Source organism: Staphylococcus sp. MZ3 (assembly GCF_018622755.1).
Classification (GTDB): Bacteria; Bacillota; Bacilli; order Staphylococcales; family Staphylococcaceae; genus Staphylococcus; species Staphylococcus aureus.
The window spans coordinates 2013064-2034923 of sequence record NZ_CP076026.1; the positions used below are offsets into that span (position 1 = coordinate 2013064).

18 protein-coding genes and 1 pseudogene are annotated in these 21860 nt (G+C 32.5%); 4 read left to right on the forward strand and 15 right to left on the reverse strand.

All coding sequences use genetic code 11. The annotated features are described in order from the left end of the window. Positions 1 to 24: 24 nt before the first annotated feature. The gene (gene ftnA / locus KI230_RS09840) at positions 25 to 525 is read left to right on the forward strand and encodes an H-type ferritin FtnA (RefSeq protein ID WP_000949467.1); all 501 of its coding nucleotides are present in this window, start codon (positions 25 to 27) and stop codon (positions 523 to 525) included. Positions 526 to 606: 81 nt separating this feature from the next. On the opposite strand, the gene KI230_RS09845 is transcribed toward ftnA, so the two are convergent. Continuing rightward, positions 607 to 699, reverse strand: a complete 93-nt coding sequence (locus KI230_RS09845) for a hypothetical protein (RefSeq protein ID WP_001790679.1) — start codon at positions 697 to 699, stop codon at positions 607 to 609. Between the two features lie 215 nt (positions 700 to 914). On the opposite strand from KI230_RS09845, the gene KI230_RS09850 reads away from it, so the two are divergent. Beyond that, positions 915 to 1469: a 3'-5' exonuclease gene (locus tag KI230_RS09850; RefSeq protein WP_000613738.1), complete on the forward strand. Its 555-nt coding sequence runs from the start codon at positions 915 to 917 to the stop codon at positions 1467 to 1469. 66 nt (positions 1470 to 1535) lie between these two features. Here KI230_RS09850 and dinB read toward each other — a convergent pair whose 3' ends face one another. From dinB to gatC, 8 genes and pseudogenes are all read right to left on the reverse strand, one after another. Further along, a complete protein-coding gene (gene dinB / locus KI230_RS09855; RefSeq protein ID WP_045176889.1) occupies positions 1536 to 2606 on the reverse strand; it encodes a DNA polymerase IV in 1071 nt (356 codons plus the stop codon). Between the two features lie 246 nt (positions 2607 to 2852). Further along, positions 2853 to 3383, reverse strand: a pseudogene (locus KI230_RS09860) (DUF3267 domain-containing protein). 169 nt (positions 3384 to 3552) lie between these two features. Continuing rightward, positions 3553 to 4914 carry a 23S rRNA (uracil(1939)-C(5))-methyltransferase RlmD gene (rlmD, locus tag KI230_RS09865; RefSeq protein WP_001147869.1) on the reverse strand — a complete coding sequence of 454 codons (1362 nt, stop codon included), beginning with the start codon at positions 4912 to 4914 and terminating at the stop codon, positions 3553 to 3555. Positions 4915 to 4994: 80 nt separating this feature from the next. Beyond that, positions 4995 to 5942 carry a diacylglycerol kinase gene (locus KI230_RS09870; protein WP_001231451.1) on the reverse strand — a complete coding sequence of 316 codons (948 nt, stop codon included), beginning with the start codon at positions 5940 to 5942 and terminating at the stop codon, positions 4995 to 4997. A gap of 523 nt (positions 5943 to 6465) precedes the next feature. Beyond that, positions 6466 to 6612, reverse strand: a complete 147-nt coding sequence (locus KI230_RS09875) for a hypothetical protein (RefSeq protein ID WP_001789566.1) — start codon at positions 6610 to 6612, stop codon at positions 6466 to 6468. Between the two features lie 39 nt (positions 6613 to 6651). Continuing rightward, positions 6652 to 8079: an Asp-tRNA(Asn)/Glu-tRNA(Gln) amidotransferase subunit GatB gene (gatB, locus tag KI230_RS09880; protein ID WP_000545370.1), complete on the reverse strand. Its 1428-nt coding sequence runs from the start codon at positions 8077 to 8079 to the stop codon at positions 6652 to 6654. Between the two features lie 12 nt (positions 8080 to 8091). Continuing rightward, the gene (gene gatA, locus KI230_RS09885; protein ID WP_000027917.1) at positions 8092 to 9549 is read right to left on the reverse strand and encodes an Asp-tRNA(Asn)/Glu-tRNA(Gln) amidotransferase subunit GatA; all 1458 of its coding nucleotides are present in this window, start codon (positions 9547 to 9549) and stop codon (positions 8092 to 8094) included. A gap of 1 nt (position 9550) precedes the next feature. Further along, entirely contained in the window at positions 9551 to 9853 is a 303-nt protein-coding gene (gene gatC / locus KI230_RS09890) for an Asp-tRNA(Asn)/Glu-tRNA(Gln) amidotransferase subunit GatC (RefSeq protein WP_000170162.1), read from the reverse strand. Between the two features lie 366 nt (positions 9854 to 10219). Here gatC and putP point away from each other — a divergent pair, with 366 nt between their 5' ends. Then, positions 10220 to 11758: a sodium/proline symporter PutP gene (gene putP, locus KI230_RS09895; RefSeq protein ID WP_000957020.1), complete on the forward strand. Its 1539-nt coding sequence runs from the start codon at positions 10220 to 10222 to the stop codon at positions 11756 to 11758. Positions 11759 to 11846: 88 nt separating this feature from the next. On the opposite strand, the gene KI230_RS09900 is transcribed toward putP, so the two are convergent. From KI230_RS09900 to purB, 6 genes are all read right to left on the reverse strand, one after another. Beyond that, positions 11847 to 13046, reverse strand: coding sequence for a CamS family sex pheromone protein (locus KI230_RS09900; RefSeq protein WP_000831695.1), 1200 nt, complete (start codon positions 13044 to 13046; stop codon positions 11847 to 11849). 12 nt (positions 13047 to 13058) lie between these two features. Next, positions 13059 to 15062 (reverse strand): NAD-dependent DNA ligase LigA, encoded by a 2004-nt coding sequence (gene ligA, locus KI230_RS09905; protein WP_000774568.1) that lies wholly within the window; start codon positions 15060 to 15062, stop codon positions 13059 to 13061. Between the two features lie 3 nt (positions 15063 to 15065). Continuing rightward, complete coding sequence (gene pcrA / locus KI230_RS09910; protein ID WP_000992921.1) at positions 15066 to 17258, reverse strand: DNA helicase PcrA; 2193 nt, start codon at positions 17256 to 17258, stop codon at positions 15066 to 15068. Beyond that, positions 17255 to 17947, reverse strand: coding sequence for a heptaprenylglyceryl phosphate synthase (gene pcrB, locus KI230_RS09915; RefSeq protein ID WP_000272070.1), 693 nt, complete (start codon positions 17945 to 17947; stop codon positions 17255 to 17257). The genes pcrA and pcrB overlap by 4 nt, the downstream gene beginning before the upstream one ends. Positions 17948 to 18118: 171 nt before the next feature. Next, entirely contained in the window at positions 18119 to 18421 is a 303-nt protein-coding gene (locus KI230_RS09920) for a YerC/YecD family TrpR-related protein (protein WP_001165363.1), read from the reverse strand. A gap of 108 nt (positions 18422 to 18529) precedes the next feature. Continuing rightward, positions 18530 to 19825 carry an adenylosuccinate lyase gene (gene purB / locus KI230_RS09925; RefSeq protein WP_000572878.1) on the reverse strand — a complete coding sequence of 432 codons (1296 nt, stop codon included), beginning with the start codon at positions 19823 to 19825 and terminating at the stop codon, positions 18530 to 18532. A gap of 860 nt (positions 19826 to 20685) precedes the next feature. Between purB and scpA the strand changes: the two genes are divergently transcribed. Then, complete coding sequence (scpA, locus tag KI230_RS09930; RefSeq protein ID WP_000827762.1) at positions 20686 to 21852, forward strand: cysteine protease staphopain A; 1167 nt, start codon at positions 20686 to 20688, stop codon at positions 21850 to 21852. Positions 21853 to 21860 lie beyond the last annotated feature (8 nt).

Below are 21860 nucleotides of genomic sequence, written 5' to 3' on the forward strand. Positions count from 1 at the left end.
TTTACAAATAAGAGGTGTATCAAAATGTTAAGTAAAAATTTATTAGAAGCATTAAATGATCAAATGAACCATGAGTACTTTGCAGCACACGCATATATGGCAATGGCAGCATACTGTGATAAAGAATCGTACGAAGGATTTGCAAACTTCTTCATTCAACAAGCTAAAGAAGAACGTTTCCATGGACAAAAGATTTATAACTATATTAACGACAGAGGTGCACATGCAGAATTCAGAGCAGTTTCAGCACCAAAAATTGACTTTTCAAGCATACTAGAAACTTTCAAAGACAGCTTATCTCAAGAACAAGAAGTAACAAGACGTTTCTATAACTTATCTGAAATCGCTCGTCAAGATAAAGATTATGCAACTATCTCATTCTTAAACTGGTTCTTAGATGAACAAGTCGAAGAAGAATCAATGTTTGAAACTCACATCAATTATTTAACTCGTATCGGCGATGACAGCAATGCATTATATCTTTACGAAAAAGAACTTGGCGCTCGTACATTCGACGAAGAATAATTAAACATCACTACAATAGACAGATAAATATCATACGACATGATAGGCATTTGGGTCACTTACAATAACCCAATGTCTATATTATTTTGCTTTACGGAGATCACTAGATTCATTTTCTGAATCATTGATCTGCGTTTTTTCATTTTCAAGGCTAATTATTGTATTTTTAGTCATTTATTTTTTAAACTACTAATGTTAATAACTCTAAATTTGATGTTGAATTAATTTGACCGATTTTAAAGCATATCATCATTTACTTTTTAATCAGAGTTACATCCAAATGATAGATTTCACGTTATACCTTCACGTATAATATTATGTATCGTTTGTAAGCAAATGACTAAAAGTCTATTAATATATACATTTAATTAATTGAAAGGATTGACTACATGATACAAGATGCGTTTGTTGCACTTGATTTTGAAACAGCAAATGGTAAACGTACAAGTATTTGTTCTGTCGGAATGGTTAAAGTCATTGATAGTCAAATAACAGAAACATTTCATACTCTTGTGAATCCGCAAGACTATTTTTCACAACAAAATATTAAAGTTCATGGCATACAACCAGAAGATGTTGAAAATGCACCTACGTTTGACTACGTATTTCCATATATGATGCAATTTATTGCAGATTTACCTGTTGTCGCACATAACGCGGCATTTGATATGAACGTCTTACATCAAAGCATTCAAAATATTGGTTTACCAACTCCAAATTTAACTTACTTTTGTAGTTATCAACTTGCTAAAAGAACCGTTGATTCGTATCGATACGGTTTAAAACATATGATGGAGTTTTATCAATTAGATTTTCATGGTCATCATGATGCATTGAATGATGCCAAAGCATGCGCAATGATTACTTTTAGGCTACTGAAAAATTATGAAAATTTAACATATGTAACTAATATTTATGGTAAAAATCTAAAAGATAAAGGCTAGGACTAAATAAAATACTCCCTTCAAAGTAAGCATTGTAAAAATGTAAACTTTGCAGGGAGCTTTATTTTATATAAAGTCATATATCGTCATATTTTTATAAGTTGATTGTTCTAAATTACCTACAGTGACACCAATAAGTCGAATTGGTACATCAGGGTCTTTTAAATCGTTATAAAGTAAATATGCAATATTATAAATATCTTCTTCAGAACTAACCGAATCTCTTAAACTCATCTGTTTAGATAGCGTTTCAAATTGATAAGTTTTAATTTTAACCGTTACAGTTTTAGCTGACTTCTGTAATTTATTTAGACGTTCAGCTGTTTTACCTGACAATTCCCATACTTTTCTTAAAATCTCTTCATCATCATTCACGTCTGTTGCAAATGTGCGTTCAGTCCCTACTGATTTTCTTACTCTTGATGATTTCACTTCACTATGGTCAATACCGCGTGCCTTGTTATATAAACCCCGACCTCTTTTTCCAAACAAACGTATTAATTCAAATTCCGTTTTCTCATATAAATCTCTACCGTTAAAAATACCATTATCATGCATTACTTTTTTGGAAGCTTTACCTACGCCTGGAAAATCTCCAATATCCAATGTCATCAAAATATCATGGACATTTTGATAATCAATCACAGTCATACCATCAGGTTTATTCATACCACTCGCTAATTTAGCTAAAAATTTGTTATAAGAAACACCTGCAGATGCTGTTAAATGTGTCTGCTCTAGAATATCTTTTCTAATATACTGAGCAATTTTCGAAGCAGGAAGGTCTGGTTTCACTAATTCTGTAATATCTAAATACGCTTCATCCAATGACATCGGTTCTACCTTATCTGTATAACTTCGGAAAATAGACATAATCTGCGCAGATGTTTCTCGGTAAGCACCAAAATTACTTGTGACAAAGTATCCATTTGGACATAATTTATGCGCTTGTGACATAGGCATTGCTGAATGGACGCCGTATTTTCGTGCTTCATAGGATGCCGTAGAGACAACACCCCTACTGCTTGCTTTACCACCAACAATGACTGGTTTCCCTTTCAATTTGGGGTTATCTCTCATTTCGACTTGTGCAAAAAAATAGTCCATATCTATATGAATAATTCGTCTCTCAGTCAAGTGCTCACCTCCCTACTAATTTTTACTTTTATAACGCACAAAAATATCTCAACATAATTATACGCTGTGTACGATTTTTTTACATAAATCTTGCACTTAGCGATAACTATATTGAGATAACTACAAGTTGTTATAAAATCAATTGCTATTTAAGCATGATGATGAAGACGATTGAGTAAGAAAACATAGGTAATCTGAAATAATTCAAGCAAATTCATTTTGTTGGTATCATCATATTAAAATTTATTATTGAGTCGGCTTTTGATGATACAAATAAATACTATCTTCATCTTGTTGAACATATTTAAAACTACTAGATATTGTTAATGCAACAAGCAGAATATCTATAAAGCAATAAGCAGTATGCATACTAAACATAAAAATAAGTGATGAATAACCAAATACCTTAATTAAAATAAGCAAGCCAGTACTTAATAGGAATAGTGGTGACAGCATAATAATTGAGAATTGCCATTTGTTGAAGCAAGCATCTGCTGTTTGGAATAAGATTCTGTCTTTTTTTATATTAAACATAGGTTTGCTATCTTTTTTAAATAAAAGAAATAATGCTCTATGGATAAGTTCATGTAAAATCAATAAAATAATGAATCCAGCAAACCCATATACAAGATTGATGATGATATTTTGATCGACAACCGCTGTGACACCTAACGCCTACTTATACGTAAATAAAATCACGAATAACGCAATAACAAGTTGCAAGATAATAAACCTTCGCATTTGAAAATTATTTGTCGTTAAATCAATTTTATGCATTACCAACCCTCCCGATCATGACATTCTTATTCTTCTTTAAATATAGTATACAATGTCACATTTAATTTAAAAAGTTCATATCAAGAAAGTAAATTGGCTGTAATAAAATTTTAATGTACGACTTCTTTCTTCACTTATTAAGGCGAAATTTTATCTCAAATCATGTGCGCTATTTCAAATTGAATAATGCCACTGTCTCAACATGTGTTGTTTGTGGAAACATATCTACCGGTGTTACCTCTTCAAGTTGATATTTTTCAGCTAATAATAATGCATCACGTTGCTGTGTTGCGGGATTACATGAAATATAGACAATACGCTTAGGTTCTAATGTAAGCAAAGTCTGAATAAACGTTTCGTCACAGCCCTTTCTTGGCGGATCAACCATTACAACATCTGGTTTAATCCCTTGTGCTTTCCATTGTAAAATAACTTCTTCAGCTTTCCCACAGACAAAAGTTGTATTATTGCATTGGTTTATAGTCGCATTTTGTTGTGCGTCTTCAATTGCAGAAGGTACTACTTCAACACCGTATACATGTTTTGCATGTGGTGCCATATATAGCCCTATTGTTCCAATACCACAATAGGTATCTAATACAACTTCATTACCTGTCAATTGCGCATATTGAATTGCTTTATTATATAATTTCTCTGTTTGTTCAGAATTAATTTGGTAGAATGACTGATCACTTATTTTAAATGTACTATCTGTTAATTGATCAATAATTGTATCTTTACCATATAGCGTTATAGATTGACGTCCCATAATAACATTAGAGTGGCTATCATTAATGTTTTGTTTAATGCTTGTCACATTAGGAAATGCATCTAATATCTTCTCAACAACAGCATTTTTTTGTGGCCACTTTTTACCATTAGTTACAAAAATAATCATCATTTCGTCTGTATGATATCCTGTTCTTACAACCAAATGTCTCATTAAACCTTTTTTCAATTGTTCTTGATAAATACTTACATTTAAATCTTTTAAAATAGATTTAACTTCATTCATCACTTCTTGATGTTGTGAATCTTGTATTAAACAACTTTCCATGTCAATAATGTCATGGCTTCTTTGACGATAAAAGCCCATAATAACTTCATTCTGTTCATTCTTACCAACTGGAATCTGGGACTTGTTTCGATATCTCCAAGGATCTGTCATGCCAACTGTATCGTTAATCTTAGAATTATCAAAATGCGCTTTTCGCTGAAACAAATTAATCACTTGTTCCTTTTTCATTTCAAGTTGTGCTTCGTATGATAAGTGTTGAAGTTGGCACCCACCACAACGTTCATAATATATACATGGCGGTGCAACACGATTCTCACTTCTCGTATTTATATTAAGCAACTTACCTATCGCAAAGTTCTTTTTTACTTTGATAATTTTATATTCAATTTGTTCATTAATTAAAGCTTGTGGTATGAAAATAGGAAAGCGATCTATTTTTACGACACCATGGCCTTCATGCGTTAAATCAACAACTGTTCCCGTTTTTATGTCATTTTTAGCTATTGCTTGCAAAATTTTACCTCCAAAATGAACAGGTTAGGAACAAAATTATGCGCTTCCTAACCTGCCATTATATATTTCACTATTTCTGTTTATTCTTCGATTAAATTGTCATCAACATGATCATTATTTATTAACTCTTCATTTACAATATCATTAGGTGCAAAGACATCTATATGACGTTCTAGATTTAAGAAATTCGCTGGTAATTTACCACCATATTCTCCATCTACATTTAGTTGTAAGTCTGTGAATGATGAAATATTAATTGCCTTTGCTTTTTCATAAATAACTTTAGGATGCTTAGTATGTTCTCCTCTTGAAGCTAAAGTCATAATATGACCAAGTTCTGCAAGGTTTGATTTTTCAACTATAATTAACGTAAAATAGCCGTCATCTAACTTAGCGTCCGGCACTAATTTTTCAAATCCTGCCATTGAATTTGTTAAACCTAAAAAGAATAATAATGCTTCTCCTTGGAAAACATTACCATCATATTCAATTCTTAAATCTACAGCTTTCATTTGAGGTAACATTTCGAAACCTTTGATGTAATAAGCAAATGGACCAACAATAGATTTCAATTTACTCGGTGTTTCATAAGAGACTTGCGTCAATTGTCCGCCTGCAGCTAAATTAATAAAGTATCGATTATTCATTTTACCAATATCTACTTTAGTAGAATGACCTTCAATGATGACATCAAGTGCCCCCATGATGTCATTAGGTATATGCAATGCACGTCCAAAGTCATTAACAGTACCCATAGGAATGACACCTAGCTTAGGACGATTAGGCTTTTCTGCGATACCATTAACTACTTCATTTAATGTTCCATCACCACCTGCAGCGATTAATACATCATAATTTTCATGCATAGCTCTTTCTGCTTCAAGTGTGGCATCACCTATTTTCTCGGTTGCATATGCACTCGTTTCATATCCCGCTTTTTCTAATTTTATTAAGGCATCAGGTAATTCTCTTTTAAATAGCTCTTTACCTGATGTCGGGTTATAAATGATTCTAGCACGTTTCCTCATATCTTATCCCTCTACTTAAAATTCATATATTTTAACTTCATCTTTGTTTCGTCTAATAGGGAGTGGGACAGAAATAATATTTAACAAAATTTATTTCGTTCTACCCCAACTTGCACATTATTGTAAGCTGACAGAAAGTCAGCTTCTATGTTGGGGCCCCGCCAACTTGCACATTATTGTAAGCTGACAGAAAGTCAGCTTCTATGTTGGGGCCCCACTAGAATTGAAAAAAGCTTGTTACAAGCGTATTTTCTTTCAGTCAACTACTGCCAATATAACATTGTAGTGCCTAGGACATTGAATTTATGACCCAGGCTCAGTCTTATTTCATCATTCTTAATATCGTTAAAGACCAACTTGTATCTTAAACAAATACTATCTCAATATGTACAAAGCTTGTTATTTATTCAGCATTTTTTGCCGTTCTTCATTATATAGACTTCGTCAGTTATGCTATTTTACCTTTAAAATGATGTTGTAAATATAATGTTGTCTTTATACAAAAATGTTTTATACCTTTTTATTATACAGTTTGCCTTAATATAATTAAAGCTAACGCATTAATAAAATTAATATTTTTACCATTAACATGTACAATGAATAAAGTTAAAAGTAATATGACTTCTATAGATATAAATAAACCCTCGATTGCATCTAAGTCAGCAATCAAGGGTTTATTTTTTAAATCTTCATAGTTTGATGATTTAAATTATCTTTTATCTAATTCTTGTTTTAATAGTTGATTTACTAATTGTGGATTAGCTTGACCTTTAGACGCTTTCATAATTTGACCAACTAAGAAGCCCATAGCTTTGCCTTTACCATTTTTGTAATCTTCAACTGATTGTTCGTTATTGTCTAATGCTTCATTTACAAATTTTAGAAGTGTTGCTTCATCAGAAATTTGAACTAAGCCATTATCTTCCATAATCTGTTTAGCATTACCACCTTTAGCTGCTAACTCTGGGAAGACTTTCTTCGCAATTTTACTGCTCATTGTTCCGTCTTCGATAAGTTTAATCATACCTGCTAAATTTTCTGGTGTTAATTTAGTATCTAATAATTCTACTTGATTTTTATTTAAATATTCGTTTACGCCACCCATTAACCAGTTAGATGTTAATTTAACATCTGCACCGTGTTCAATTGTTGATTCAAAGAAATCTGACATTTCTTTAGTCAAAGTTAATACGTGTGCATCGTATGCAGGTAAACCTAATTCATTTACATACTTAGCCTTACGCTCATCTGGTAATTCAGGAATTGTCTGACGAACACGCTCTTTCCAAGCATCATCAATATATAAAGGTACAATGTCAGGCTCTGGGAAGTAACGGTAATCATCAGAACCTTCTTTAACACGCATTAAAATTGTTTTACCTGTTGATTCATCAAATCGACGTGTTTCTTGTCCGATTTCTCCACCATTTAACAATTCTTCTTCTTGGCGTTTTTCTTCATATTCTAAACCTTTACGTACATAGTTAAATGAGTTTAAGTTTTTCAATTCGGCTTTAGTACCAAATTTTTCTTGACCATATGGACGTAAAGAGATGTTAGCATCACAACGTAAAGATCCCTCTTCCATCTTAACGTCTGATACACCAGTGTATTGAATAATTGAACGTAATTTTTCTAAATATGCATATGCTTCTTTAGGTGAACGAATATCTGGTTCAGATACGATTTCAATTAGCGGTGTACCTTGACGGTTCAAGTCAACTAATGAATACTCACCTTTATGTGTTGACTTACCAGCATCTTCTTCCATGTGAAGACGAGTAATACCGATTCGTTTTGTTTCACCGTCGACTTCGATATCGATATATCCATTTTCACCAATTGGTTGATCAAATTGAGAAATTTGATATGCTTTTGGATTATCTGGATAGAAATAGTTCTTACGGTCAAACTTAGATTCTGTTGCGATTTCCATATTTAGTGCCATTGCAGCACGCATTGCCCAGTCTACTGCACGCTTATTAACAACTGGTAAGACACCTGGATATGCTAAGTCGATAACATTTGTATTTGAGTTAGGTTCTGCTCCAAAATGCGCTGGTGATGGAGAAAACATTTTTGAGTCCGTTTTTAACTCTACGTGAACTTCAAGTCCTATAACTGTTTCAAAATGCATGATTTCCACTCCTTATAATTTTTCATAAACGTCATGTAAATTGTATTGTGTTTCATATTGATAAGCGACACGATATAACGTTTTTTCATCGAATGGTTTACCAATGAACTGTAAACCGATTGGTCGGCCATTTGATTGTCCACAAGGAACAGAAATACCAGGTAATCCAGCTAAGTTTACTGGTGTTGTTAATAAATCATTGGCATACATTGTTAATGGATCATCAATTTCTTCACCTAAATTAAACGCAGTTGTAGGCGCTGTTGGACCAACTACTACATCATAATTTTCGAATACTTTATCAAAGTCATTTTTAATCAATGTTCTAACTTTTTGAGATTTTTTATAGTAAGCATCATAGTAACCTGAACTTAATGCAAATGTACCTAAGAAAATACGACGTTTTACTTCTTTACCGAAACCTTCAGATCTTGACATTTTATATAATTCTTCTAATGAATGAGCTTCTTTAGAATGATAACCATAACGAATTCCGTCAAAACGAGAAAGGTTTGACGAAGCTTCTGATGATGCAATCACGTAATATGATGGAATACCAAATTTAGTATTTGGCAATGATACTTCCTCAACGACAGCACCTAAAGATTTTAAAGTTTCTACAGCGTTTTGAACTGCTTCTTTTACGTCATCAGCTACACCTTCACCTAAGTATTCTTTAGGTAATGCAACTTTTAATCCTTTAATATCTTTACCAATTTCAGATGTAAAGTCTACATCATCAACTGGTGCACTTGTAGAGTCATTAACATCTGCACCAGAAATAGCTTCTAATACGATTGCATTATCTTTTACATTTCGAGTCAATGGACCAATTTGGTCTAATGAAGATGCAAAAGCAACTAATCCAAATCGAGATACACGACCGTATGTTGGTTTCATACCGACAACGCCACAATATGCAGCCGGTTGTCTAATTGAACCACCTGTGTCTGAACCTAAGCTAAATGGTACTAAGCCAGCTGCAACTGCTGCTGCAGATCCACCTGATGAACCACCTGGTACTGCTTTATGGTCAAATGGGTTAACTGTTTTTTTGAAATAAGATGTTTCTGTTGAACCACCCATTGCAAACTCATCCATGTTTAATTTACCGATTAAAACGGCATTCTCTTTATGTAGTTTTTCCATTACAGTAGATTCGTAAATTGGCACAAAACCTTCTAACATTTTACTTGCACATGTTGTTTCTAATCCGTTTGTAATAATGTTATCTTTTATACCCATTGGAATACCAAATAATTTGCCATCCATTTGATCTTTTGCTTGTAATTCATCCAATTCTTGCGCTTTTTTGATTGCATTTTCTTTATCCAGCGCTAGAAAAGACTTAATTGTTGGATCAGTCTCTTCAATTGCATCATATATATCTTTAACAACATCAGATGGTTTGATTTTTTTGTCTTTTATTAAAGTTAATAAATTCTCAACCGATTCGTAGCGAATGCTCATCTTACGCGTCCTCCTCATTCATGATTGTAGGCACTTTAAATTGTCCATCTTCTGTTTCTTTGGCATTTTTCAAAGCTAATTCTTGCGGAATACCTTTAATTGCTTTATCTTCACGTAAAACGTTTTGTAAATCTAAAACGTGATATGTAGGTTCAACGCCTTCTGTATCAGCGCTATCATTTTGTTTTGCAAAATCTAAAATGCTTTCTAATGTGTTGGCCATTTCTTCCGTTTCTTCAGGAGAAATTTGAAGTCTTGCAAGATTCGCGATATGCTCAACTTCTTCACGTGTTACTTTTGTCATTAATAAAAGCCTCCTTTAAGTCATTCATCACTAAATTGTATCAAATTTCCAATTAAAAATCTAAGTATTTATGAGGTGCTACTTTAATTTCATATAAACTGTATAAACATTATCATTCGTTTATCAAATCATTTTTTATGAAAACAACACTCTTTTAATATTAGACAACCCAATTCAATATTATGATTATGCAATTTTAATTATAAAAATTTGCTCATATCCAAAAAATACGAAAGCGCTTTCTATATTGGTATGCAAGTATTTCAAAAAGAATAAATTTAATTTTCCTACTTTTCTAAACATTTATCTTTATGTATAATGTTTTCAAGTAACTAAATTATAAATTAAATAAAGGGAGTGTTTATCATGCTTACAATGGGGACAGCATTAAGTCAACAAGTAGATGCCAATTGGCAAACTTATATTATGATTGCCGTCTACTTCTTGATACTAATCGTTATTGGCTTTTACGGTTACAAGCAAGCAACTGGTAACCTAAGCGAGTACATGTTAGGTGGACGTAGTATTGGACCGTATATTACTGCATTATCAGCTGGAGCTTCAGATATGAGTGGATGGATGATTATGGGGCTACCTGGTTCTGTCTATAGCACTGGTCTATCAGCTATGTGGATTACAATCGGTTTAACATTAGGTGCTTATATAAATTACTTTGTTGTTGCTCCTAGACTTCGTGTTTATACCGAATTAGCTGGAGATGCAATTACATTACCAGATTTCTTTAAAAATCGTTTAAACGATAAAAATAATGTGTTAAAGATTATTTCTGGATTGATTATCGTAGTATTCTTTACATTATATACACATTCTGGTTTCGTATCTGGTGGTAAATTATTTGAAAGTGCTTTTGGATTAGATTATCATTTCGGTTTAATATTAGTTGCTTTCATTGTCATTTTCTATACTTTCTTTGGTGGATATTTAGCTGTATCAATTACAGATTTCTTCCAAGGTGTCATTATGTTAATTGCGATGGTTATGGTCCCTATTGTTGCTATGATGAATTTAAACGGCTGGGGAACGTTTCATGATGTAGCAGCTATGAAACCTACAAATTTAAATTTATTTAAAGGGTTATCATTTATAGGAATTATCTCTCTATTTTCATGGGGATTAGGTTATTTCGGTCAACCTCATATCATTGTAAGGTTTATGTCTATTAAATCACACAAGATGCTACCTAAAGCTAGACGTTTAGGTATTAGCTGGATGGCTGTTGGTTTATTAGGCGCTGTGGCTGTTGGTTTAACAGGTATTGCATTCGTACCTGCTTATCATATTAAACTAGAAGATCCTGAGACATTATTCATCGTGATGAGTCAAGTACTCTTCCATCCTCTTGTAGGTGGTTTCTTACTTGCTGCGATTCTAGCTGCAATTATGAGCACGATTTCTTCACAATTACTTGTAACATCTAGTTCACTAACGGAAGACTTTTATAAATTAATTCGTGGTGAAGAAAAAGCTAAAACGCACCAAAAAGAATTTGTTATGATTGGAAGATTATCTGTATTAGTTGTAGCAATTGTTGCCATCGCGATTGCATGGAATCCAAACGACACAATTCTAAACTTAGTAGGTAACGCTTGGGCCGGATTTGGTGCATCGTTCAGTCCACTTGTGCTATTTGCACTTTACTGGAAAGGTTTGACACGTGCCGGTGCTGTAAGTGGAATGGTTTCAGGTGCCTTAGTCGTTATCGTTTGGATTGCGTGGATTAAACCATTGGCACATATCAACGAAATATTCGGCTTATATGAAATTATTCCTGGATTTATTGTAAGTGTAATCGTTACATATGTTGTAAGTAAACTTACTAAAAAACCTGGTGCATTTGTTGAAACTGACTTAAACAAAGTTCGTGACATCGTTAGAGAAAAATAATTCATAAGTCTTAACAAATTAAAAAGGTACTAATGTTAATCAAAATTATGACTAACATTGGTACCTTTTTATTATCTTTAATTTACAATTAATTACTGTAAATATGAACTTGCGGTTCTTTGTCATCTTTTGTCTTACTAATTAAAGCACGTGGTTGGTTACCATCTTTAATACGAATTTCATAGTTATCGATTTTATCGAAATATTTATTCGCTTGTTCAGTAACGTACTGTGTAATACCAATTGTTTCAGCTTGTCCATAGTAATCGATTGGTAAATCTACTACTAATCGTTGTGGCTTTTTATCAACAAATTTAACTTTCCCTACTGCTTGTGTGAAATTAGAAAAATATGATTGCAAATTATCATTAAATTGCTTGAAATTATTATTTAAATTTTCATCATAATCTGCTGCTGTTGAAGAAGGTAATAAAGCTGATTTTTCATTGATATTATGCCATTCATTAAGCTTTGTTTGACTCTTTTCTGCAGTCGCTTGAGTAATAAATTCACCTGGTGTGATTGAATCTTCACTTGATTGCTTATAAATTGCAAAATGAATTGGTATATCTTTTAAATCATCATTTTCACGTAACCTTGATAATATCTCACTAGCCATTTGTTTACCTTGCTTTTTAACTTCGCTATCATCTAGTTTTTTACTAAAAGTCGGTCCATCTTTTTCTTTTTTATAGTAATAAACACTATTCATAGCTAAACCAATCGTCATACCTTTAATATTTTTACCTTTTGTATCTCCACCACCATAAAAATCTTGCTCTAAAATGTTAGATAAATAGGCTGGTGATTTTTCTGCAATCTTTTCAGGATCTGTTTCACCTTCGTGTGATGGATTAAGTCCTAAATTTTCATTCGCTTTCTTGTCTTTTTTATCTTTTTCAGACATCTTATCGATTTCACGTTTTGTATACTTAGGATTTAAATAGGCATTAATTGTTTTCTTGTCCAAAAATTGACCATCTTGATACAAATATTTATCTGTTGGAAATACTTCTTTACTTAAGTTCAATAAACCATCTTCAAAGTCGCCGCCATTATAACTATTTGCCATGTTATCTTGTAAAAGTCCTCTTGCCTGGCTTTCTTTAAATGGTAACAATGTACGATAGTTATCACCTTGTACATTTTTATCCGTAGCAATTTCTTTTACTTGATTTGAACTATTGTTATGTTTTTGATTATCTTTTCCAGCCTGGTCATCCTTATGGTTACCACAAGCAGCGAGTATAAAGATAGCTGTAATCAATAATACTAATGTACGCTTCATCGACATACCCCTCTAACTATTTAATTCATTTTGCTTATCTACAAATTGTTGCTCTGTCCAAATTTCAATACCTAAACTTTGTGCTTTTGTTAATTTTGAACCTGCATCTTCACCAGCAATAACGACATCTGTATTTTTAGTAACGCTACTTGTAACTTTAGCACCTTGTGATGCAAGCCATTTAGATGCTTCATTGCGTGTCATTTGATGTAGCTTACCAGTCAGTACTATCGTTTTACCACTAAATTCAGGATGTCCTTCAATATCTGATGTTTTGATACCTTTATAAATCATATTAACATGTTTATCTTTTAATTTTTGAATTAAAGCACGAATATCTTCATTTTCTAAATAAGTAACTACAGATTGTGCTACTTTATCACCTATATCATGAATTTCTACTAATTCCGCTTCAGTTACCGTTAGTAATCGATCTATCGTTTCATATTTTTCTGCTAACACTTGGCTCACTTTAACACCTAAATGCCTAATACCTAGACCAAATAATAAATTTTCTAAAGAGTTGTCCTTAGCTTGTTGAATGGCAGCTAATAAATTATCAACTTTTTTCTGCCCCATTCTGTCTAAAGGTAATAAATCTTCTTCTGTTAAATAGAAAATATCAGCAACATCTTTAATTAATTCGCTTTGATAAAGCTGTTGAATAATTTTAGTGCCTAAACCATCAATATTCATGGCTTGTCTTGATACAAAGTGAATCAATCCTTCAACAAGTTGTGCTTGGCATTTTGGATTAATGCAACGAAGTGCTACTTCGCCTTCAATACGTACTAATTCATGTCCACAACTTGGACAATGGGTTGGCATATGATATGTGACAGCATCCTCAGGTCTACGTTCTGGAATACTACGTACAACTTCAGGTATGATGTCACCTGCTTTTTTCACTACAACACTATCACCAATTCGAATATCTCTGTCATGAATTAAATCCTCATTGTGCAAAGATGCTCTTGATACAGTTGTACCAGCTACTTTTACTGGTTCTAAAATAGCAGTAGGTGTGACTACACCTGTTCGTCCAATACTTAATTCAATATCTAATAATTTAGTTACTACTTCCTCAGCTGGAAATTTATAAGCAATGGCCCATCTAGGAGATTTTTGTGTGAATCCCATCTCATCCTGTTGATCTAAATCATTAACCTTAATAACAATCCCATCAATATCATAAGGTAATGACTCTCTTTGGCTTGTCCATTTTTCAATATACTCTAAAACACCATCGATATTATTTACACGCGCTCTATTTTTATTCGTTGTAAAACCTAATTTATCTAACTCATCTAATGCTTCACTTTGCGAACGCGCATTGAAATCAGTGAAATCATTGACACTATATATAAATACGCTTAACTTTCGTTTTGCCGTTAATTTAGAATCTAACTGTCTTAATGATCCCGCAGCAGCGTTTCTTGGATTTGCAAATAACTGCTCATCATTTTTTTCTTTTTCTTCATTTAATCGTAAAAATGAACGTCTCGGCATATATGCTTCACCACGAACTTCTACATTTAATGGTTCTTTCATTTTCAAAGGTATCGCATGAATTGTTTTTAAATTTTCGGTAATATCTTCACCTGTTGTTCCATCACCACGTGTTAAACCTTGAACGAAGTATCCATCAACATATTTCAATGATACTGCTAAGCCATCAATTTTTAATTCGCACATATATTCAACGTTGCCAATTTGTTCACGTATGCGTTGGTCGAATTTTCTCAAATCATCCTCATTAAATGCATTCCCTAAACTTAACATTGGCGTGTCATGGTTGACTTTATTGAAAGAGGCTTGGGCTTCACCGCCAACTCTAACTGTTGGAGAATCTACAGTCTTATACTCAGGATGCTCCTCTTCTATTTTAATCAGTTCATGAAGTAATTTGTCATATTCACTATCTGGTACAGATGGATTATCCTCTACATAGTATTCATAACTGTATTGATTTAATAAATCATGTAACTCGTTCACACGAGACGATAAATCAGCCATCCCTTAATCCTCCTTTTTTTCAATTGGTGCAAATTGCGCTAACAAACGTTTTGGCCCTTGTGATTTAAAGATAATATCTAGTTCGATTGAGCCATTTTTCTCGTTTACATTACTCACCATGCCTTCTCCCCAGGCTTTATGCATCACTTTGTCACCTACATTCCAATCAGATGACAATACTTGTTTTTTCGTTGACGTTGTTCGTTGACTAAATCCGCGTTTAGCAAAAGGTTTTGCCTTAGGTTGTATCGTTTGTCGTTTGCCACTTGAATGATTTTCTAATAGTGATTCTGGAATTTCCTTTAAAAATCTGGATGGCATATTTGACTGAGGGCGACCAAATAACATTCTTGATGTCGCATGAGTGATATATAACACCTCTTCAGCCCTTGTAATTGCTACATAACAAATACGACGTTCTTCTTGCATTTCATGATCATCTTCACTCTTAATCGCTCTAATATGTGGGAATAAAGATTCTTCCATCCCCATTATAAAGACAATTGGAAATTCAAGGCCCTTAGCCGAGTGCATCGTCATTAGTGTTACGCCATTTTCAGTATCTGCCTCATCAATATCAGCTACTAACGATAAATCCGTTAAAAAGTTAATTAATGACTGTTCTTCTAATGGGGTATTTTCCTCATAGTCTTTTGGTACTGACATAAATTCATCGATGTTTTCTAATCTACTTCGAGATTCTAATGTATTTTCACGTTCAAGCATTTCTCGATAGCCAGACTTTTGTAATACTTCATCAACTATTTCATGAATTTCTAAAAATTCTTGTTCTTTTATCAAGCTTTGGATTAACTCGTAAAAATTAAGACACTCTTGTGTCACCTTTTTTGACAATCCGATAAAATCAGCTTCTCCAAGTGCATCAAACATACTGATATTGTTTTGAAGTGCATAGTTTTGAACTTTTTCAACAGATGAAGGACCTACACCTCTTTTTGGAACATTAATAATACGTTGCAAACTAATGTCATCATTACTATTGGCAATTATACGCAAATAACTTAATAAATCTTTGATTTCTTTACGGTCATAGAACTTTTGGCCACCAACCATTGTGTATGGCATATTAGATTTCATGAATGTTTCCTCAAGTACACGTGATTGTGCATTCGTTCTATATAAAATTGCCATATCTTGATATTTCTTACCATTACGTTGATGCTTCATAATTTCTCGTATTACAAATTCCGCTTCATCACGTTCCGTCATTGCTTCATAGTAATGAATTTTCTCACCATTCGTATTTGCAGTCCACAGTCCTTTTGGCTTACGTTCAGAATTATTTTTAATCACTTCGTTAGCCGCATTTAAAATCGTTTTCGTCGAACGATAATTTTGCTCTAAAAAGATTGTATTCGCTTCTGGATAGTCTTTTTCAAATGATAAGATATTTTGAATATCAGCACCACGCCAACCATAAATTGACTGATCTGAGTCACCTACAACACATAAGTTTTTAAACTTACTTGCTAATAATTTAACTAATGTATATTGTGCTTTATTAGTATCTTGATACTCATCTACATGAATATATTGGAATTTGTTCTGATAATATTCTAGAACTTCTGGTACACGCTCAAATAAGTTAATCGTTGTCATAATAAGGTCATCAAAATCTAACGCTTCATTACGTGACAATTGGCGTTGATATCCACTATAAACCGTTGCTACCATTTGCGAGTGATAATCTGTGGCTTCTTTTTGAGCATCTGCAGGTGTTTTAAGTTCATTTTTCAAATTACTGATCGCACCGATAAACATACGAGGTTCAAACTTTTTACTATCAATATTTTCATTTTTTAAGACGTCTTTAATAACAGATTTTTGGTCTGTAGGATCAATTATCGTAAAATTGCGTTCTATACCAATTCGATCTGCATCACGACGTAAAATACGAACACACATTGAGTGGAATGTTGACATCCAAATAACTTCTGCTTGATCACCTACTAATTTTTGAACACGTTCTTTCATTTCTCTTGCAGCTTTATTTGTAAAAGTAATAGCCAAAACATTGTATGGTGAGACATCTTTTTCGTCTAATAAATAAGCAATTCTATGTGTTAAAACACGTGTCTTCCCTGAACCAGCACCTGCCATAATTAACAATGGTCCTTCTGTTGTCTTTACAGCTTCACTTTGCTCTGTATTCATATGATTTAATAACGCATTCATTTACTAGACTCCTTTATTTTTACTGTTTTTAAAGCTTTTTTAATATCTTTATAAATAATATCACCGACGATAATTGTATCTGCAATAGCTGCCATCTCTGTCGCTTGTTGTTCTGAGGAAATACCGCCACCATAAAAAAGTTGCGTTTCTGTTAGATGTTCTGAGACAGCTTGAACCTTTGATACGTCGCCATAAATGCCACTATACTCTATATACATAACCGGTAATCGATACATATGATTGACCATTTGGGCATATGCTTCTAAATCTTCTGTTGTTAAATCTGTATTTGCTTTGGTATGTTTTGCCACTTTGCTATCAGCATTGCACACGACATACCCTTCAAATATTACTTCCTCAAAATCTATACTATGTCCATATGTTTTAAGCGCTTCTAATAATGTACCATTGTGAAATACAACATCTGTACTGTTCAGTACTGTAGGTACAAAATAAAAATCAAAACCAGGCATTACACTTTCGATGTTTGATATTTCAAGTACTAAAGGCAATGGGTATCTTCTTACTCTGCTCATTAAATGAATGACATTATCTTCAGTAACGTCATCAGTTCCACCAATCATAATTGCATCTGTTTGAGACATACAAATCGCATCTAAATCATCATCTGAAATATGTTTAGCTGGGTCTAATTTAAAAATATGGCGCCATTTTTTAATGTCATACATTTTCCGAAACTCCTTTTTTAACATACATATGATTATAGCATTTTTAAGTGTCGAGTTCTAAAGACTTAATATGAAATTTAAGTTCTTTTACTCTGTAAATTTTTTCGTGAAAAAACAATGATTATCTACCTTATTAGTGCAGATAGATAACCATTGTTTATCGTTCATTTATTATTCATTTGTTTCAATATTCATACGATCTAAAATCATTGTATAAGCATCATTACCCCATTGTAATGAACGCTTCACTCTAGAAATCGTTGCAGTCGATGCTCCAGATTCTTGTTCAATCGTTGCATAGGTATAACCTTGCTTAATCATTTTAGCAACTTGTAATCTTTGAGACAGTGATTGAATTTCATTTACAGTACACAAATCATCGAAAAATTGGTAACATTCTTCTCTATTTTCTAACGTTAGTATTGCATCAAACAATTCATCTAACGCTGCACCTCGTAATTTTTCAATTTGCATATCGAAACAACCCCTATAATTTTATTCTTTATGTCATTTTAACGCATTAATCTATTAAAGTGTAGCGATTTATATTTTATTAAATCTGAATCGTTACTTTATTTAATTTTATGCTAATCCAGCGCGTTCGAAAATAGTGTCAACTTGATTCAAATGATGTTTAGGATCGAAACATTCATCCAATTCTTCTTTTGTTAAAACACTTGTAATAGACTCATCTTGTTCGATTAATTCACGGAAAGGTGTTTTCGTTTCCCAAGATATCATCGCTTTTGGTTGTACTTTGTCGTATGCTTCTTCACGAACCATACCTTTATTAATTAATGCTAATAAGACACGTTGTGAGAAAATCAGACCAAATGTTTTATCTATGTTATTACGCATATTATCTTCAAATACAGTTAAACGGTCCACAATATTTGTGAAACGATTCAATGCATAATCTAGTGCTATTGTAACATCTGGTAACATAATACGCTCAGCAGAAGAATGAGAAATATCTCTTTCATGCCATAATGGCACATTCTCATAAGCTGTAGTAATATAACCACGAATGACTCTTGAAATACCTGTGATATTTTCAGAACCAATTGGATTTCGTTTATGAGGCATTGCAGATGAACCTTTTTGGCCTTTTGCAAATGCTTCTTCAACTTCTCTTGTTTCGGTTTTTTGAAGGTTACGAATTTCAACGGCAAATTTTTCTAGTGACGTCGCGATTAATGCTAATGTCGCAATATAGTATGCATGTCGATCGCGTTGCAATGTTTGCGTTGATACAGGCGCTGTGCCAATACCTAAATGTTTACACACATAACTTTCTATTTCAGGAGGAATGTTAGCAAAAGTACCTACTGCACCACTCATTTTCCCTACTTCAATTTCTTCTCTTACTTGTTTGAAACGTTGTAAGTTACGTTGCATTTCCGTGTACCACAATGCCATTTTGACACCAAATGTAGTTGGTTCTGCATGCACTCCATGTGTACGTCCCATCATCAATGTATATTTATAATTTTTTGCTTTTTCAGCTAAAACGTCGATAAATCTTTCTAAATCTTTTTCAATAATGTCATTTGCTTGTTTAATAACGAAACTTAAAGCTGTATCTACAACATCAGTAGAAGTTAAACCATAATGTACCCACTTACGTTCTTCACCTAGCGTTTCAGAAACTTGTCTAGTAAAGGCTACAACATCATGGCGCGTTTCTTGTTCAATTTCTTGTGCACGTTCGACATTTACCTTTGCGTTTTGACGAATTTTTTGTACGTCAGCTTTCGGTATATGTCCTAATTCACTCCATGCTTCACATGCTAAAATTTCCACTTCTAACCATGCTTCATAGCGATTTTGATCAGTCCAAATATTAGACATTTCTTCTCTAGAATAGCGTTCAATCATTTTTTTAACTCCTATCGTATGTATACTCGAATTTTCAAAAACAGAACATTTTTAATAAAAATAAACAAAAAGTTCGTTTTTAACTCTACTCTTCACAGTTTAACAGAATTGGTTATAAATGTATAAAAAATTTCCGTATATTCTCATTCTATTTTATTTTTTACATTAATACAATTATCTATGGCAGATTAATACTGATTTCTAATTGTAAATGTTCGCAATACTTTAATCTAATTGGTATTTATAATGATCCATTGAGAATATATTTTTGCATTTTAGTTTTTCTCCCCTCAACTACACTATCCAACTTTTTATTACAATTAGGACAATCAATAGCTTTAGTAATACCAGATTTTATTCACTTTACTTCTCCTATTGTATGGAATTTCTAATAATCTACTTTACCTAGTTTCATAATATTCCTTCTTACATTTCCATAATATGTTTTAAAATTATTCACTTCTAATATAACAAACTTTCTACTCACAAAAAGAATATATGTTCTATTGCATAGGTATGGCATTTTAAATATAAGACATTAATATTGAACTCCAGAATCGTATAAATACGAAACTGATTATAGAAAAATACGCAGAGATTTTCTTAATAGTAAATTTTTATAGAAAGACATAAATTGACTACGCTTCTTTCAAAATCGACTAATATATTTTCATGAAACTTTCGATCATATTAATTATTGAATGAGATGTTTACAATTTAGTAAATAAGCTACTAAATTATTACATAAACTGATAATGTGTAAAAATTAAATATTTTTTAAACATAGATTAAAAATTTATATTGAAACTCTTAACTAAATTTAATATAATTATTTTATAATAAAATAAAGGAGTTTTTATATGAAAAGAAACTTTCCAAAATTAATAGCTTTAAGTTTAATACTTTCTTTAAGTGTTACCCCTATTGCAAACGCTGAGAGCAATTCAAATATCAAAGCAAAAGATAAGAAGCATGTGCAAGTTAATGTCGAGGACAAGAGTATTCCTACTGAAGTACGTAATTTAGCGCAAAAAGACTATCTTTCTTATGTTACTTCACTTGATAAAATCTATAATAAAGAGAAAGCCTCGTATACACTTGGTGAACCTTTTAAAATTTATAAATTCAACAAAAAGAGTGATGGTAATTATTATTTTCCAGTTTTGAACACTGAAGGTAATATCGATTATATAGTTACAATTTCACCAAAAGTCACTAAGTATTCTAGTTCATCTTCTAAATACACAATCAATGTTTCTCCATTTTTATCTAAAGTCTTAAATCAATATAAAGATCAACAAATTACTATTTTGACAAACTCAAAAGGTTACTATGTGGTTACTCAAAATCATAAAGCTAAACTAGTACTAAAAACACCACGTCTAGAAGATAAAAAGTTAAAAAAGACTGAGAGTATACCTACTGGCAATAATGTAACGCAACTAAAGCAAAAAGCTTCTGTCACTATGCCAACTAGTCAATTTAAAAGTAATAATTATACTTACAACGAGCAATATGTAAATAAACTTGAGAATTTCAAGATAAGAGAAACTCAAGGTAACAATGGTTGGTGTGCAGGCTATACGATGTCTGCATTACTAAATGCGACTTATAATACTAACAAATATCATGCAGAAGCTGTGATGAGATTTTTACACCCAAACTTACAAGGACAACGATTCCAATTTACTGGTTTAACGCCAAGAGAGATGATTTATTTTGGACAAACTCAGGGAAGAAGTCCACAACTTCTTAATAGAATGACTACATATAATGAAGTTGACAATCTTACTAAAAATAATAAAGGAATTGCTGTTTTAGGTAGTAGAGTAGAATCAAGAAATGGTATGCACGCAGGGCATGCCATGGCAGTTGTTGGGAACGCTAAATTAGATAATGGACAAGAGGTTATAATTATATGGAATCCATGGGATAATGGTTTTATGACTCAAGATGCTAAAAACAATGTTATTCCAGTATCCAATGGCGACCATTATCGATGGTATTCATCTATTTATGGTTATTAAAATTTGTA